At 65.6% G+C, this 16,751-nt stretch carries 13 protein-coding genes and 2 tRNA genes; 11 read left to right on the top strand and 4 right to left on the bottom strand.

What is annotated here, in order from left to right; all coding sequences use genetic code 11:
* Window positions 1-15 precede the first annotated feature (15 nt).
* The 9 genes from ACVOLJ_RS04720 (at window position 16) to pnp (ending at window position 9,700) form a co-directional block, all read left to right on the top strand.
* A tRNA-Met gene (locus ACVOLJ_RS04720) sits at window positions 16-92 on the top strand.
* 84 nt (window positions 93-176) lie between these two features.
* Window positions 177-253: transfer RNA gene (locus ACVOLJ_RS04725), tRNA-Met, on the top strand.
* A 389-nt stretch (window positions 254-642) separates the two neighbouring features.
* Window positions 643-1,233 (top strand): ribosome maturation factor RimP, encoded by a 591-nt coding sequence (gene rimP / locus ACVOLJ_RS04730; protein WP_475280335.1) that lies wholly within the window; start codon window positions 643-645, stop codon window positions 1,231-1,233.
* Window positions 1,234-1,237: 4 nt separating this feature from the next.
* Window positions 1,238-2,749 carry a transcription termination factor NusA gene (nusA, locus tag ACVOLJ_RS04735; RefSeq protein WP_099819062.1) on the top strand — a complete coding sequence of 504 codons (1,512 nt, stop codon included), beginning with the start codon at window positions 1,238-1,240 and terminating at the stop codon, window positions 2,747-2,749.
* Between the two features lie 92 nt (window positions 2,750-2,841).
* Window positions 2,842-5,484 carry a translation initiation factor IF-2 gene (gene infB / locus ACVOLJ_RS04740; protein ID WP_475280334.1) on the top strand — a complete coding sequence of 881 codons (2,643 nt, stop codon included), beginning with the start codon at window positions 2,842-2,844 and terminating at the stop codon, window positions 5,482-5,484.
* Window positions 5,485-5,605: 121 nt separating this feature from the next.
* Entirely contained in the window at window positions 5,606-5,989 is a 384-nt protein-coding gene (gene rbfA / locus ACVOLJ_RS04745) for a 30S ribosome-binding factor RbfA (protein ID WP_475280333.1), read from the top strand.
* Between the two features lie 109 nt (window positions 5,990-6,098).
* Entirely contained in the window at window positions 6,099-7,007 is a 909-nt protein-coding gene (gene truB, locus ACVOLJ_RS04750) for a tRNA pseudouridine(55) synthase TruB (protein ID WP_481563590.1), read from the top strand.
* Between the two features lie 173 nt (window positions 7,008-7,180).
* Window positions 7,181-7,441 (top strand): 30S ribosomal protein S15, encoded by a 261-nt coding sequence (rpsO, locus tag ACVOLJ_RS04755; protein WP_005410445.1) that lies wholly within the window; start codon window positions 7,181-7,183, stop codon window positions 7,439-7,441.
* A gap of 150 nt (window positions 7,442-7,591) precedes the next feature.
* Window positions 7,592-9,700 (top strand): polyribonucleotide nucleotidyltransferase, encoded by a 2,109-nt coding sequence (gene pnp / locus ACVOLJ_RS04760; protein ID WP_481563591.1) that lies wholly within the window; start codon window positions 7,592-7,594, stop codon window positions 9,698-9,700.
* A 157-nt stretch (window positions 9,701-9,857) separates the two neighbouring features.
* On the opposite strand, the gene ACVOLJ_RS04765 is transcribed toward pnp, so the two are convergent.
* The gene (locus ACVOLJ_RS04765) at window positions 9,858-10,850 is read right to left on the bottom strand and encodes a tetratricopeptide repeat protein (RefSeq protein WP_475280330.1); all 993 of its coding nucleotides are present in this window, start codon (window positions 10,848-10,850) and stop codon (window positions 9,858-9,860) included.
* A gap of 205 nt (window positions 10,851-11,055) precedes the next feature.
* Here ACVOLJ_RS04765 and ACVOLJ_RS04770 point away from each other — a divergent pair, with 205 nt between their 5' ends.
* Window positions 11,056-12,246, top strand: a complete 1,191-nt coding sequence (locus tag ACVOLJ_RS04770; protein WP_481563592.1) for a glycoside hydrolase family 18 protein — start codon at window positions 11,056-11,058, stop codon at window positions 12,244-12,246.
* A 36-nt stretch (window positions 12,247-12,282) separates the two neighbouring features.
* On the opposite strand, the gene ACVOLJ_RS04775 is transcribed toward ACVOLJ_RS04770, so the two are convergent.
* From ACVOLJ_RS04775 to ACVOLJ_RS04785, 3 genes are read right to left on the bottom strand one after another with little or no spacing between them, the layout of a single operon-like run.
* Window positions 12,283-13,842, bottom strand: coding sequence for a PepSY-associated TM helix domain-containing protein (locus ACVOLJ_RS04775; RefSeq protein WP_481563593.1), 1,560 nt, complete (start codon window positions 13,840-13,842; stop codon window positions 12,283-12,285).
* A gap of 10 nt (window positions 13,843-13,852) precedes the next feature.
* Entirely contained in the window at window positions 13,853-14,116 is a 264-nt protein-coding gene (locus tag ACVOLJ_RS04780) for a hypothetical protein (protein ID WP_481563594.1), read from the bottom strand.
* The gene (locus ACVOLJ_RS04785; protein WP_475280326.1) at window positions 14,116-14,412 is read right to left on the bottom strand and encodes a hypothetical protein; all 297 of its coding nucleotides are present in this window, start codon (window positions 14,410-14,412) and stop codon (window positions 14,116-14,118) included. The genes ACVOLJ_RS04780 and ACVOLJ_RS04785 overlap by 1 nt, the downstream gene beginning before the upstream one ends.
* Before the next feature lie 420 nt (window positions 14,413-14,832).
* Here ACVOLJ_RS04785 and thrS point away from each other — a divergent pair, with 420 nt between their 5' ends.
* A complete protein-coding gene (thrS, locus tag ACVOLJ_RS04790; RefSeq protein WP_475280325.1) occupies window positions 14,833-16,734 on the top strand; it encodes a threonine--tRNA ligase in 1,902 nt (633 codons plus the stop codon).
* Window positions 16,735-16,751 lie beyond the last annotated feature (17 nt).

The raw sequence follows: 16,751 nt of genomic DNA on the forward strand, positions 1-16,751 counted from the left end.
TTCAAACACTTCCGGTGCGGGGTGGAGCAGTCTGGCAGCTCGTCGGGCTCATAACCCGAAGGTCGCAGGTTCAAATCCTGCCCCCGCTACCAACACATCGAATCGGCGCCAACCGGTTTGATGAATGAGGAAAAGCTTGCAGGTTTTGAAGTTATCCCTCATAATTCCGCTTCTGATGCGGGGTGGAGCAGTCTGGCAGCTCGTCGGGCTCATAACCCGAAGGTCGCAGGTTCAAATCCTGCCCCCGCTACCAAGTAAAGAATGCGCCTTCGAAGCTCTGCTTCGAGGGCGTTTTTCTTTGGGTCTTCCGTTGTTCGTCGCGGCGTTTCGTCCGGACACGGGAAGGTAGCGCCGGGCCGCGCCCGGCGAGCGCAGGGGCAGGTTCGGGGGTGGTCCAAGCCTTGCACCAGAGCGGTGCAGGGGCTATCATCAGCGGCCTAGAAGTACCCCTGAAGGCGACGCTCCCCCTGGGAGATTCACCCGCAAGGAGGGCCGCAGTGCGCTTACGCAGCGCGTTGCAACCGGAATCCAGTCACCGGAGTCTTTCCGGAAAAGGGGCCCAGCGGGCCCTTCGTCGTTTTCGGGGCGTCATGTTTCCACGCTGGCCAAGGCCGGCACCCAACCAAGAGATCAAGGCAGGCTGTGAGCGACAAGGCAACCGACATCGCGAATCTGCTCGCCCCGACCGTTGTGTCGCTGGGCCTGGAGCTGCTGGGCGTTGAGTATCTGCCGGCCCCCGGTGGTGCAACCCTGCGCCTTTACATCGACGTGCCGCTGGCGGAACAGCCCGAGCGCATCATCAATGTCGACGACTGTGAGCGGGTCAGCCGCGAAGTGTCGGCACAGATGGACGTCGAGGACCCGATCAGCGGCAACTACACGCTGGAAGTGTCCTCGCCGGGCGTCGACCGCCCGCTGTTCAACCTGGAGCAGTTCGGTCGTCACCTCGGCGAATCGGCCAAGGTCACCCTGAAGCTGCCGCAGGACAACCGCCGGCGCCTGCAGGGCCGCATTGAAGCGGTCGACGAGGCGCAGGACACCATCACCTTCATCGTCGACAAGGCCGAAGTGGTCGTGTCGAGCGACAACATCGACAAGGCCCGGATCATGCCTGACTGGGTGGCGCTGGGGCTGGCCCCGAGCAAGCCGACCGGTCCGGCACCGAAGCGTCCGAAGCCGAACAAGAATTCTTCTTCCAACGAGCCGGCGGCAAAGAAGCCGCGCGCGGAGTGAGCCAATGAGCAAGGAACTGTTGCTGGTAGTGGACGCGGTCGCCAACGAAAAGGGCGTGCCGCGTGAAGTGATCTTCGATGCCATCGAGGCCGCCCTGGCTTCGGCAGCGAAGAAGCGCTATCCCGACGAGGAAGTGCTGACCCGCGTTGTCATCGACCACAAGGATGGCAACTACGAAACCTACCGCCGCTGGGAAGTGGTGGCCGATGACGTGGTGATGGAATCGCCGGATCGCCAGATCCGCCTGATGGACGCCATCGACGAAGCCGAAGGCGTGGATGTCGGCGACTACATCGAAGAGCAGATCGAGAACCCTGATTTCGGTCGTATCGCCGCCCAGGCCGCCAAGCAGGTGATCGTGCAGCGCGTGCGCGAAGCCGAGCGCCAGCAGGTGGTCGATGCATGGGCCGACCGCGTGGGCGAGCTGATCACCGGTGTGGTCAAGCGCGCAGAGCGCGGCAACATCTATGTCGACCTCGGCGGCAATGCCGAAGGCTTCATTCCCAAGGACAAGGGCATCCCGCGTGATGTCCTGCGTGCCGGTGACCGCGTGCGTGGTTACCTGGCCGAAGTGCGTTCGGAGCCGCGTGGCCCGCAGCTGTTCATCAGCCGCGCCGCCCCGGAGTTCATGATCGAGCTGTTCAAGCTGGAAGTGCCGGAAGTCGGCCAGGGCCTAGTGGAAATCAAGGCCTGTGCCCGCGATCCGGGCGACCGCGCCAAGATCGCCGTGCTGGCCCACGATGCCCGCACCGATCCGATCGGCGCCTGCATCGGCATGCGCGGTTCGCGCGTGCAGGCGGTGTCCAACGAGCTCAATGGCGAGCGCGTCGACATCGTGCTGTGGAACGAGAACCCGGCCAACTTCGTCATCAATGCGATGGCGCCGGCCGAAGTGCAGTCGATCATCGTCGATGAAGACAAGCATTCGATGGACCTGGCCGTTGCAGAAGACCGCCTGGCACAGGCAATCGGCAAGGGCGGCCAGAACGTGCGTCTGGCCAGCCGCCTGACCGGTTGGCAGTTGAACGTGATGACCCAGGACCAGGTCACCGCCAAGTCGGAAGCCGAGCAGGCCTCTGCCCGCCAGCTGTTCATGGACAAGCTGGAAGTGGACGAGGAAATCGCCGGCATCCTGGTCAGCGAAGGCTTCGGTACCGTCGAAGAAATCGCATATGTCCCGGTCGGCGAACTGCTGGCCGTGGAAGGTTTCGACGAAGACATCGTCGAAGAGCTGCGCGCACGTGCCCGCGATGCGCTGCTCAATGAGGCCCTGGCAGTCGAGGAAGGCCTTGAAGACGGCCAGCCGGCGCAGGACCTGCTGTCCCTGAAGGGCATGGACGAAGCCACCGCGTATGCGTTGGCCGGCCACGGCGTGCGTACCAGCGAGGATCTGTCCGACCTGGCCGCCGACGAGGTCATGGACTTCGGCATCGAAGGGCTGGACCAGGAGCGCGCCGCGGCGCTGATCCTGGCCGCGCGTGCCGAGGAAATCGCCCGACTGGAACGCGGCGAATGAGCCGGCAATGAACAGGGCCCTGAGCCGATCAGGGCGTAGAATCCGCGCCACCTCCAGATGCGGGGGGGCGCCCACAAGATCATAGGATCCGAATGTCGCAGCAAACCACCATCCGCAAGCTTGCCGAACTGGTCAATACACCGGTCGAAAAACTGCTGGAACAGCTGGCCGGTGCCGGCATGAAGTTCAGCGGTCCCGACCAGGTCGTGACCAGTTCTGAAAAAGTGAAGCTTCTGGGCTTCCTTCGCCGTTCGCACGGCAAGCCCGAGCAGGCCCCGGAAGAGACTGATCAGTCTGCAAAGAAGATCACCCTCAACCGCCGGAAGCAGCAGGAAGTGACGGTCAATTCCGGTCGCAGCAAGACGACGGTGAACGTCGAGGTGCGCCAGAAGCGTACCTACGTCAAGGCTGATGGTGGTCGCGCGATGACCCCGGACGAAGAGCGCGCCGATATCCTGCGCAAGCTCGAGGAATCGCGTGCGCGCAACCTCGCCGAGCAGCAGGCTCTGGCCGAGAAGGATCGCCTGCGTGACGAGGAAATCGTCCGCAAGCGCGAGGAAGAGGTTGCGGCCAAGGAACGTGCCGAGGCCGAGAAGAAGGCGGCCGAGGAAGCTGCGATCGCCGCCAAGGCTGCCGAGGCGCTTGCCGCCAGCCAGCCCAAGGTGCGCGCACCGATCGACGAAACCGCGCCGCGCCCGCCGCGCGCCCCGGCTGCGGCTCCGGCCGCTCCGCGTGGTGCACCGCCGCGCAGCGACGACCGCAACAACCGCAGCGCGCCGCGCAACGAGCGTGGCCCGGGCGATCGTTTCGCCGGCCAGATGCATCTGTCCGCTGCCGATCGCGCCCGTCGCGGCAACAGCAACAACAGCAACAACCGTGGTCGTCCGGGCAGCCGTCCGATGTCCGGCCGTCGCGACATGTCGCGCGGTGGTGGCAACTCCGGCCCGCATGCCTTCGAGCGTCCGACCGCACCGGTCGTGCGTGAAGTGGCGATCGGTGAAACCATCACCGTGGCCGACCTGGCGCAGAAGCTCGCGCTGAAGGGCGGCGAGGTGGTGAAGGCGCTGTTCAAGATGGGCGTGATGGCCACCATCACCCAGTCCATCGATCACGACACCGCTGCGCTGGTCACCGAAGAACTGGGCCACAAGGCCATCCGCGCCAATGACAACGACGCCGAAGACGCGTTGCTGGCTTCCGCCGGTGAGAACCAGGGCGAAGCCGTGCAGCGTCCGCCGGTGGTCACCATCATGGGCCACGTCGACCACGGCAAGACCTCGCTGCTGGATTACATCCGCCGCACCAAGGTCGCTACCGGCGAAGCCGGTGGCATCACCCAGCACATCGGTGCGTACCACGTTGATACGCCCAAGGGCGTCATCAGCTTCCTGGACACCCCGGGCCACGCCGCGTTTACCTCGATGCGTGCCCGCGGTGCCAAGCTGACCGACATCGTGGTGCTGGTGGTGGCTGCCGATGACGGCGTCATGCCGCAGACCAAGGAAGCGATCCAGCACGCCCGTTCGGCGGGTGTGCCGCTGATCGTGGCCATCAACAAGATCGACAAGTCCGGTGCCGACCCGATGCGGGTCAAGAACGAGCTGCTCTCCGAGCAGGTCGTGGCCGAAGACTTCGGTGGTGACACCCAGATGGTGGAGATCTCGGCCAAGACCGGCCTGGGCATCGACGACCTGCTGGAAGCCGTCTCGGTACAGGCCGAACTGCTGGAACTGAAGGCTGTCGACGATGGCCGCGCCAACGGCGTGGTCATCGAATCCTCGCTGGACAAGGGTCGCGGCCCGATCGCGACGGTGCTGGTGCAGCAGGGTCGCCTGAAGAAGGGCGATTACCTGGTCTGCGGTATCCAGTACGGCCGTGTGCGTGCGCTGTTCGACGAAACCGGCAAGCAGCCGGAATTCGCCGGCCCGTCCATCCCGGTGCAGGTCCTGGGCCTGTCCGGCGTGCCGGAAGCCGGTGACGACTTCGTCGTCGTCGACGACGAGCGCCTGGCCAAGGACGTTGCCCAGCAGCGTGAGACCAAGCGCCGTGAGTCGCGCCTGGTCGCCACCGCTGGCAGCCGCATGGAAGACATCATGGCGACCCTGGGCAAGGGCGAGGGCCAGCAGGTCCTCAACCTGGTCATCAAGGCCGACGTGCAGGGTTCGGTGCAGGCACTGAGCCAGGCGCTGGTTGCACTGTCCAACGAAGACATCCGCATCAACGTGATCCACTCCGGCGTGGGCGGCATCACCGAGTCGGACGCCAATTCGGCCGCTGCGTCGAAGGCCACCGTCATCGGCTTCAACGTGCGTGCGGATGCTTCGGCCCGTCGCATCATCGAATCCAACGGCGTGGACCTGCGTTACTTCTCGATCATCTATGACGTGATCGATCAGGTGAAGCAGGTGGCCTCCGGTCTGCTGGGCGTGGAGATCCGCGAAGAGATCATCGGTATCGCCGAGGTCCGCGATGTCTTCCGCAGCTCCAAGCTGGGCGCCGTCGCCGGCAGCATGGTCATCGAGGGTGTGGTCAAGCGCAACAAGCCGATCCGCGTCCTGCGCGACAGCGTGGTGATCTTCGAAGGCGAGCTGGAATCGCTGCGCCGCTTCAAGGAAAACGTCGAGGAAGTCCGCAACGGTACCGAGTGCGGTATCGCGGTGAAGGCCTACAACGACGTCAAGCCGGGTGATCAGATCGAGTGCTTCGAGCGTATCGAAGTGCCGCGCACCCTGTAATGTGATGTGGCCCGACCAACGGTCGGGCCCTACCAAGCTGTAGAACCCGGCCAACGGTCGGGTACCATGTAGATGTAGCGCCCGACCGTTGGTCGGGCGACAACTGAACCAAGAGCTCCTCGTGCCCAAAACTTTCCATCGAACCGACCGTGTCTCCGCCCAGCTGCGCCGTGAGCTCGGCACCCTGGTGCACAACGCCGTGCGCGAGCATGGGTTGCCCTCGGTGAGCGTGTCCGACGTGGAAATCACCCGCGACATGGCCCATGCCAAGGTGTTTGTCACCGCGCTGATGCCGGAACGTTCGGTTGAAGCGGTGAAGGGGCTGAAGGAACTGGCCTGGGGCCTGCGCATGGAGCTGGCGCGCGCCATGAAGCTGCGGCACGTGCCGGAGCTGCATTTCCACTACGACGACTCGGTCGACCGTGGCGAGCGCATCGACAACCTGTTGCGCGATCTGCCCGATACCGTGGCCGCCGAGAAGCGTCGCGAAGGCGACGACGAATAACCGCGCGACGCCGGGCATGCCCGGCGTTGTTGCATTCCGGCTGCGCGATGTCTGATGCAGACCGCGCTGCGCGCTCGCCGGGCATGGCCTGGCGCTACCCGTACCCGTCATGACCCGAATTCAGTTCCGCCGCCTGGATGGCATCCTGCTGCTCGACAAGCCGACCGGCATGAGCTCCAACGCTGCACTGCAGGTGGCCCGCCGCCTGTTCCGCGCCGAGAAGGGCGGCCATACCGGCAGCCTAGACCCGCTGGCCACCGGCCTGCTGCCGCTGTGCTTCGGCGAGGCGACCAAGATCGCCGGCCTGCTGCTGGGCTCGGCCAAGGCCTACGACGCCGAGATCGTGCTGGGGCAGACCACCGATACCGATGATGCCGAGGGCCAGGTGCTACTCGAACGACCGGTGCCGGCCATCAGCGCCGAGGCGCTGCAGGCGGCCATCGCACCGCTGGTGGGCGACATCCTGCAACGCGCGCCCATCTATTCAGCGCTAAAGCAGGGTGGCGAGCCGCTGTATGTGAAGGCCCGCCGGGGCGACGTCATCCAGGCCCCGGAGCGCCAGGTCAAGGTCCACGCCATCGAGGTGCTGGACCAGCAGCCCGAGCGGCTGCAGCTGCGGGTCACCTGCGGGTCGGGCACCTACATCCGCAGCCTGGCCCGCGACCTCGGTGAAACCCTGGGCTGCGGTGCGCATATCAGTGCCCTGCGCCGGCTGTGGGTGGACCCGTTCCGTACGCCGGCGATGGTCACCCTCGAGCAGCTGCGGGCGCTGGTGGAAGCGCAGGACGAGGCCGCCATGGACGCACTGCTGCTGCCGCTGGCGGCCGGCCTGTCCGAGTACCCGCGGGTCGACCTGGACGCCGACCAGACCCACCGCTTCTGCGTGGGCCAGCGTCAGCGCGACCCGGCCTGGCCGTCGGGCCAGGTGGTCGTGTTCGGTCCTGGCGCCACGATTCAGGGGCTGGGGCAGGTGGACGAGAGCGGGCTGCTGGCCCCCCAACGCCGTTTCAACCTCTGAACGGGGAGGGCGGTTCAGTCCCGGACCTTGTCCCCGAAGCCCCTGGCCGTTACAATTTCGCGGCCGTTTTGCGGCAGCCTGCGCAGGCAGGTTTCATCCTTGTAGTCCACGGCGAGCCTGGCGGTGCGTGAATGCACGTTCCTGCCGGCCACGCATCACAGAGAAAAAAGATTATGTCGATCGACACCCAGAAGGTCATTGAAGACAACAAGCGCAGCTCGGCTGACACCGGCTCCCCGGAAGTCCAGGTTGCACTGCTGACCGCCCGCATCGAACTGCTGACCGGCCACTTCAAGACCCACAAGAAGGATCACCACAGCCGCCGCGGCCTGCTGCAGATGGTCAACCGCCGTCGCAGCCTGCTCGACTACCTGAAGAAGAAGGACGTCGAGCGTTACAAGGCCCTGATCGAGAAGCTTGGCCTGCGTCGCTAAGCAACGAATCCCCCGCGGCGCAGCGATGCGCCGCGGTTTTGTTTTGTAGCACCGTAATCCCGATTCAGGCCGGAACGATCCGGTCACCCGCTGGCGGCAAGGGTCGCCGACGGTCCAATTCGCAGACAGCATCCCCAAGGACACCCATCCGTGGCAAAAATCACCAAAACCTTCCAGTACGGCAAGCACACCGTCACGCTTGAGACCGGCGAAATCGCCCGCCAGGCCGGTGGCGCCGTCATCGTCAAGTTCGACGACACCGTGCTGCTGGTCTCCGCCGTTGCCGCCAAGAGCGCGCGTGAGGGCCAGGACTTCTTCCCCCTGACCTGCGACTATCAGGAGAAGTTCTACGCCGGTGGCCGCATCCCGGGTGGCTTCTTCAAGCGCGAAGGCCGCGCCACGGAGAAGGAGACCCTGATCTCGCGTCTGATCGATCGTCCGATCCGTCCGCTGTTCCCGGAAGACTACAAGAACGAAGTCCAGATCATCGCCACGGTGATGTCGCTGAACCCGGAGATCGACGGTGACATCCCGGCGCTGATCGGTGCCTCGGCCGCACTGTCGCTGGCTGGTACCCCGTTCAAGGGCCCGATCGCAGCCGCCAAGGTGGGTTACAAGGATGGTCAGTACATCCTCAACCCGACCGTGTCCGAGCTGAAGGATTCGCAGCTGGAGCTGGTTGTTGCCGGTACCGCCAACGCCGTGCTGATGGTGGAGTCCGAAGCCGCGCTGCTGTCCGAAGACGTGATGCTGGGCGCCGTGACCTTCGGTCACCGCGAAATGCAGAAGGTCATCAACGCCATCAACGAGCTGACCGTCGAAGCCGGCACCAAGCCGTCGACCTGGGAAGCCCCGGCCAAGAACACCGCGCTGATCAGCGCCGTGCAGGAAGCGGTCGGCCCGCGCCTGGGCGAAGCCTTCCAGGTGCGTGACAAGCTGCAGCGCCGCGACGCCATCTCGGCGATCAAGAAGGACGTGGTCGAGACCCTGGCCGGCCGTGTTGCCGCCGAGGGCTGGAACCCGGCCGAGCTGTCGAAGGAATTCGGCGAGCTGGAATACAGCACCATGCGCAACTCGGTGCTGGACACCAAGGTCCGCATCGACGGCCGTGCGCTGGACACCGTCCGCCCGATCGCGGTGAAGACCAGCGTGCTGCCGCGTACCCACGGTTCCTCGCTGTTCACCCGTGGTGAGACCCAGGCCATCGTGACCATCACCCTGGGCACTGCCCGTGATGGCCAGGTCATCGATGCCGTCTCCGGTGAGTACAAGGAAAACTTCCTGTTCCACTACAACTTCCCCCCCTACTCGGTGGGTGAGACCGGCCGCATGATGGGCCCGAAGCGTCGCGAGATCGGTCACGGCCGTCTGGCCAAGCGCGGCGTGCTGGCAGTGATGCCGTCGCTGGAATCGTTCCCGTACACCATCCGCGTCGTGTCGGAAATCACCGAATCGAACGGCTCCTCGTCGATGGCTTCGGTCTGCGGTTCGTCGCTGGCCCTGATGGACGCCGGCGTGCCGGTGAAGGCCCCGGTTGCCGGTATCGCCATGGGTCTGGTCAAGGAAGGCGAGCGTTTCGTCGTCCTGTCCGACATCCTGGGTGACGAAGATCACCTGGGTGACATGGACTTCAAGGTCGCCGGTACCGCTGAGGGCATCTCCGCCCTGCAGATGGACATCAAGATCGAAGGCATCACCGAAGAGATCATGAAGCAGGCGCTGCAGCAGGCCAAGGCTGGCCGTCTGCACATCCTGGGCGAAATGGCCCACGGCCTGACCGCGCCGCGCGAAGAGCTGTCGGACTACGCGCCGCGCCTGCTGACCATCAAGATCCACCCGGACAAGATCCGCGAAGTGATCGGCAAGGGTGGTTCGACCATCCAGGCCATCACCAAGGAAACCGGCACCCAGATCGACATCCAGGATGACGGCACCATCGTCATCGCCTCGGTCAATGCCATCGCTGCGCAGGCCGCCAAGGCCCGCATCGAGCAGATCACCTCGGACGTCGAGCCGGGCCGCATCTACGAAGGCAAGGTCGCCAAGATCATGGACTTCGGTGCGTTCGTCACCATCCTGCCGGGCAAGGACGGCCTGGTCCACGTGTCGCAGATCTCCAGCGATCGCGTCGAGAAGGTCGGCGACGTGCTGAAGGAAGGCGATGTGGTCAAGGTCAAGGTGCTGGAAGTCGACAAGCAGGGCCGTATCCGCCTGTCGATGAAGGCCGTCGAAGAAGGCGAAGGCGCCAGCGCCGAGTGATCGGCCAACGGCCGATCACGGTAGGTGTCAACCTTGGTTGACACCCCGCCGCTGATATCGCTGGAATGAAAAAGCGGGCTTCGGCCCGCTTTTTCTTTGCCTGCAGTGTCAATCGTGTCTGCCGGCTCGCACGTACGGCGATCAAGCCGGCTCGACGCTATGCGTTTTCTTCTTCCTCTTCTTCGTGCCCCAGCCACCAGACCTGCCCGGGTTCCGGCTCAGGCAGCGGATGCTCGCGCTGCTCGATCGCATCCAGCGCGCGGCCTGCGCCGCCTGCGATCCACACCGCCATCAGCTTTTCCACCGCAGCCCGGCCCTGCGCGGCGATGCCCAGGTTGCGTTCCTGTTCCCAGCCATCCTCGTCGTCGTCGCCGGCGTCATCATGCTGGTGTGGCGTGCCATAGCTGCAGCGCAGGCACAGGTGGCGTACCGAATGCGTCCAGTCTTCGACCAGGCCGATGCCTGGCAGGGTCAGTTCACGCAGCGCGGCGATGTCCTCGGCGGTATCGCACTGCACGAACACCGCGTAGGTCGCCATGTCCGACTGCTGCAGGCGCTGCATGGCGTTGAACACCGGCACCTGGCGCTCACCGTAGGTGCGGTGGCCAGTGGACGCGCCGTCGTGCAGCACGATGTCGCCGAAACGGAACCCGCTCTCCACCAACGGTACGTTCTCCACCCGCGCGCGCACCGGGTCCAGCCTGCGCATGTAGACGGTCTCGGCGTCGGACCACGGATTGAGGCGCACGCAGGCGACACCGAAATCGCCCTCGATCGGGCCTTCGCCTTCGGGAAGGGTGATGCCGCATCGGGTCCATTGCCTGCGCGCCTGCGCCCAGTCGCCGGCACCGGTTGCGGCGATGCCGGCATTCCACGCGGTAGCGACATCGAATTCGTCGCGCAGTTGTTCCGAGCGCAGGTTGTCCTGCAGTGAAGCGGGCCAGTCACGCAGGTATTTGTGCGCCAGACCGCGCATGTAGTGCAGATTGGGTAGGCCGGGAGTCAGTTCGATGAGTTCGCCGAACAGCGCGGCCGCATCGGCCAGCTCGCCCGCATCAAACGCGGCGTAGGCGCGTGCCTCCATCGCCTGCAGCTTTTCCAGGGTTTCGTCGTCAAGCAGCTCGCCGTCTGCGTCGTGGTCTTCGGTCATGTCCGTGTGCCGGTGAAAATACAGCGCCACCTTAGCCGAAGCAGGTCGTGTGTTGTCCTGCAGCGAGGTGTTTTAGGCACGGCTGGGCCACTTCAATGGCGGTTTGCATCGGCGGGTGCCTGTCCATGGGACGACATGCACGGACATCGGCACCATTGCCCCATCTGTTTGCTAACGTGGCTGCGCCTTTGACCCGGGAGTGTCCATGTTCCGCCAGACCGTGGCAGTACTTGCAGTGCTGATCGCCGCCGCCCTGCCCATCGCCGCGCAGGCGCAACCGGCGCAACCGCCGATCTTCGGTGCGTACTACCCCGGCGGTTCCGCCGAGCGCTACCCGGTGTCGAGCATCCCCGCCGAACGGCTCACCCATCTGTTCTATGCGTTCTCCACCATCGAGGACGGGCGTTGCGCGATCGGCGCCGAGGCGCCGGCGAACTTCGCCGCACTGGCCGAGCTCAAGCGCAGGCATCCGCACCTGCGTACGTTGATCTCGATCGGTGGCTGGGGCGCGGGTGGCTTCTCCGATGCCGCCCTCACCGACGCCAGCCGCAAGCGCCTGGTCGATTCGTGCATGGTGCTGTTCTTCGAACGCCATGCAGGCAGCTTCGATGGCGTGGACATCGACTGGGAGTTCCCGGTCAGTGGTGGCCCGAAGGAGCTTGCACATCGGCCGCAGGATCGCGCCAACCTGACCCGGCTGGCCCAGGCCTTCCGCACCGCCCTTGATGCGCAGGGCAGGAAAATCCGGCAGCCGATGCTGCTGACCGCGGCGCTGGCGTCCGGTCGCCTGCAGACCGACGGGCCGTACGATCCCGCTGCCAGCTACGATCTGCCGGCGCTGGCCCAGGTGTTCGATTTCATCAACCTGATGAGCTACGACATGGGCACCGGCTTCTCGTCGGTGTCGACCTTCAATGCACCGCTGCAGGAAGTGCCGGCCGATCCGCTGGCGCCGGCGCTGCGCCGTTGGAACAACGTTGCCGGCGCAGTGCAGTACTACCGTGAGCACGGTGTGCCGGCCGAAAAGCTGGTACTGGGGGTGCCGTTCTACGGCCGCGGGTTCAAGGTCACCGGGGAATCCGCCGACGGGCTGTACCAGGCCTACAGCGCACCGGCCGATGCCGGCGATTGGCGGGTCATCAAGGCACGCTATCTCGATCAGCCCGGCTGGACGAAGCACTGGCAGCCGCAGGCGCAGAGCCCGTGGTTGTACAACCCGGAACAGAAGATCTTCATCAGCTATGAAGACCCGCGTTCGATCGGCCTGCGAGCGCAGTTCGCCCGCGAGCATGGGCTGGCCGGGGTGTTCATGTGGGAACTGACCGGCGACGACGAACAGGCCAGCCTGCTCAACGCGATGCTCGGCCCGTGGCAGAAGGCCCGCATCGGCGATTGACCGCTTCGGTAGCGCCGGGCCATGCCCGGCGGATGCTCAATCGGCCCAGACGCTGTTCGGGTCACCGTTGCGCGCCCGCCGCTGGCTGGCAACGGCCAGGCGGGCGAAGCCGAAAGCCATCGCCATCGCTACCGCATCGACCCAGAACAGGGGCCAGTGGCCGCGTGCTGCGGCCAGCCACAGCCAGTCGCCATTGAGCGCGCCGTGCGCCACCGGCACCAGCGCCGTGCTGATTGCCGCTGCCCACAGCAGCTCACGCGCGGCCTGCGAGGGACGGCGCGCCGATGCCCACAGCGCGCACGCCGCCCAGGTCGCAAAGCAGGCCCAGCGGATGCCAGGATCAACCGCCGCAGGTGCCACCCGCTCCAGCACCAGTGCAGCCACGAAGGCCACCGAGATCGCCACGCACAGGCCGATGCAGACACCTGCGGTGGCCCGCGCCATGTTGATCGCCGCGCGCGATTGCTGCGGCTGGCGGCGCTTGCGCCGTGACTCGATCCACAGCAGGTTGCCCGAATAGAACAGGAAGGCGCCGCCGAGCCCGAGCAGGAAGTACAGCCAGACCACCACGCCGTTGCCGAACTCGCCGAAATGCAGCGCGTAGGCGGCACTGAGCGTGGCATGGTTGGCATCGCGATGGCCGGGCAGCTGGCTGGCCAGCAGGCGGCCACTTTCCACGTCCAGGGCGACGGCGCCCAGTGGGCCGAGCGTGCCGCTGGCCTCACCGGTTATCTCGATGGTGGCGTTGGCATCACCGCCATTGGCCAGTTTCAGGTAGGCCGGCTCGAAGTTGGCCACGCCCTGCGCACGCGCAACTTCCAGTGCCCGCGCATGCAGTACGCGCAGGCTGCCCGGCGCAGCGGGGATGCCGCTTGCCGCGCGCAGCGGGGCGGTATCCATCGCAGTCGGCACCGCCTGCAGGGCCTTGCCGTCGTAGATGAGCGGGTTGAGCACGGCCATCTGCATGAACACCAGGCAGAGCAGGGCACCGGTCACCGCGAACATCAGGTGGAACGGCAGGCTGAGCACGCCGATCACGTTGTGCGCATCCTGCCATTGCTGCTTGAGGTTGCGGCCCGGGCGCAGCGCGAACAGGTCACCCAGCAGCTTGGGCAGGTGGATCACCAGGCCGCTGAGCAGGGCCATGCCATACAGCAGGCTGACGATGCCCATCACATAGATGCCGGCCACCGGCAGCCCCAGGCTGTAGTGCAGCTCGTTGACCAGTTCTGCCAACCCGGTCTGCGGCGGCGTCGGGCTGCCGGCGGTCTGTCCCGGCCACGCATAACGCCAGCTGCCATCGTCGGCCTGCCAGTAGGCCAGCGGCTGCGGATGGTCGGCGCCGGGGAACGTCATGCCGACATGGCGGCGCGCTTCGGCATGGGTGGCCAGTACATCGTCGAGCAGGTACTGGGCATCATCCAGGTCGGCCGGCAGCGCGGTTGCCGCGCCCGGTGTCTGCCACAGCGGCAGATCGTGGTGGAACAGGGTCAGCGCGCCGGCATAGAAGGCCACGAACAGGCCGAAACCGGCGATCAGGCCGACCCAGGTGTGCAGGGTGGTGAACGTGCGCAGGGTCTGCGAACTGAATTTCATGCGATCAATCTCATTGCACCGCGCCACTCAGGCGCAGCAGGCCGAGCACGGCAAAACCACTGGCGGCGCAGACCGGCAGCACCACCCAGGCGCGCAGCGCGCTGCGGAAGCTGAAGGCCCACAGTGCAGCCAGCATCCACAGTGGCACGAAGGCGATCAGGCTGGGCACCAGGGCCTTCTGCCAAGGGCCGGGCGGCAGCCAGGCCACCAGGCCGGTTGCGGCGGCGGCCAGGAAGAAGCCGGCGAAAATACCCGCCAATCCGCGCGCCCACATCAGCGTGGCTCCGCATCGGGGCGGTGCCAGGCGGCCAGTGCCGGCAGCAGCATGGCCGCCAGCATCCAGGTGCACAGCATCGCCACCAGACCGGCGGCAAAGCCCAGCTCGGCCATCCACAGCCACAGTGCGGCCACGGCAGCGACCAGCCCGATCTGCCGGCCCAGGCGCCCGGCACGGCGCAGGCGCGGCCAGCGGCAGTGGGGGGAGGCGGCATAGAAGGCCGTCGCGGAGAACATCGCTGACAACATGCCCAGGCTGCAGAAGCCCAGGGTCGACAGGCCAACGGTGATCATCGTCGGCTCCGGGGCCGGCATGTGGCCGGTGAACGCGGAGCACGGGCGGGACCGGCGGCTGCCGGTCGGGGCGGGTGGCGCATTGCAGGATCCTGGGGGAAGCGGGCAGGCTGGCACGGAAGCCGGCTGCGCGGACATGGTAATCATTGCGTTTTCACGCCGCCAGCGAGCGCCATTCAGGCGCCGCTTGGGCTTTGTCGGCCACTGGTTTAAGATCATTGGCACTCTTTCCCTGGAACCAAGGTGGCCCGCGCCCAGCGCCGGCCGAGCGTGCGACATGAGCACTACCACCGCCCACTGTTGACCTGCCCCCGAAGGCCCTGCATTCCAGGCGCCCTCGCGGCGCTTTTTTCATGTCCGGGCATCCGCCCGGGAACGCTTTCCAGCCCGCTCAGCCGGGCCCTGCACGAAGCCACTGCAATGATCACCATTACTCTTCCCGACGGCAGCCGCCGCGAATTCGAAAACCCCGTCAGCGTCATGGAGGTCGCCCAGTCGATCGGCGCCGGCCTGGCCAAGGCCACCATCGCCGGTTCGGTGGATGGTGTGCTGGTCGACGCCAGTGACGTCATCGACCACGACGCTTCCCTGCGCATCATCACCGCCAAGGACGAGGAGGGCGTGGAGATCATCCGCCACTCCAGCGCCCACCTGGTCGGCCATGCGGTCAAGCAGCTGTACCCGGACGTGAAGATGGTGATCGGTCCGGTGATCGCCGAGGGTTTCTACTACGACATCTACTCCGAGCGTCCGTTCACCCCGGAAGACATGGCGGCGATCGAAAAGCGCATGGGCGAACTGATCGCCCAGGACTACGACGTCATCAAGAAGGTGACGCCGCGTGCGGAAGTCATCGAGATCTTCAAGGCCCGCGGCGAGGACTACAAGCTGCGCCTGATCGAGGACATGTCCGATGACATCCAGGCCATGGGCATGTATTACCACCAGGAATACGTGGACATGTGCCGTGGCCCGCACGTGCCGAACACGCGCTTCCTGAAGGCTTTCAAGCTGACCCGCATCTCCGGCGCCTACTGGCGCGGCGATGCGCAGAATGAACAGCTGCAGCGCGTCTACGGTACCGCCTGGGCCGACAAGAAGCAGCTCGATGCGTACATCAAGCGCATCGAGGAAGCGGAGATGCGCGATCACCGCCGCATCGGCAAGCAGCAGGACCTGTTCCACCTGCAGGAAGAGGCCCCGGGCCTGGTGTTCTGGCACCCGAAGGGCTGGGCGCTGTGGCAGGTGGTCGAGCAGTACATGCGCAAGGTCTACCGCAAGACCGGCTACGGCGAAGTGCGCTGCCCGCAGATCCTGGACGTGTCGCTGTGGCAGAAGTCCGGCCACTGGGACAACTACCAGGACGCGATGTTCTTCACCGAATCGGAAAAGCGCACCTATGCGCTCAAGCCGATGAACTGCCCGGGCCACGTGCAGGTGTTCAACCAGGGGCTGCACAGCTACCGCGATCTGCCGATCCGTTACGGTGAGTTTGGTGCCTGCCACCGCAACGAGCCGTCCGGCGCGCTGCACGGCATCCTGCGCGTGCGTGGCTTCACCCAGGACGACGGCCACGTGTTCTGCACCGAAGACCAGGTCGAGGCGGAAGTGACCGCGTTCCACCAGCAGGCGCTGGCGGTGTACCAGCACTTCGGCTTCGATGAGATCCAGGTCAAGATTGCGCTGCGCCCCGAATCGCGCCTGGGCGATGACGCCACCTGGGACAAGGCGGAGGGCGCGCTGCGCTCGGCACTGTCCAGCTGCGGGGTGGAATGGCAGGAACTGCCGGGCGAGGGCGCCTTCTACGGCCCGAAGATCGAGTACCACCTGAAGGACGCCATCGGCCGTACCTGGCAGCTGGGCACGATGCAGGTCGACTTCATGATGCCCGGCCGCCTCGGCGCCGAGTATGTGGACGAGAACAGCCAGAAGAAGCATCCGGTGATGCTGCACCGCGCGATCGTCGGCTCCATGGAGCGTTTCCTGGGCATTCTGATCGAGCACCATGCCGGCCAGTTCCCGGTCTGGCTGGCGCCGACCCAGGTGGTGGTGGCCAATATCACCGATGCGCAGGCTGAATACGTCTCTGCGGTGACCAAAAGCCTTGCGGAGCAAGGCTTCCGCGTCAACGCCGATTTGCGTAACGAGAAGATCGGCTATAAGATTCGCGAGCACACGCTGCAGCGCGTGCCGTACCTGCTGGTCATTGGTGACCGCGAGAAGGAAAACGGCGCTGTGGCGGTGCGTACGCGTTCTGGCGAGGATCTTGGCAGCATGAGCCTCCAGGCCTTCATCGAGCGGCTCCAGGCCGAGGGCGCGTAATCAAAGGTCCGGCCCGT

The sequence above is a fragment of the Stenotrophomonas sp. STEN046 genome (genome assembly GCF_056759755.1).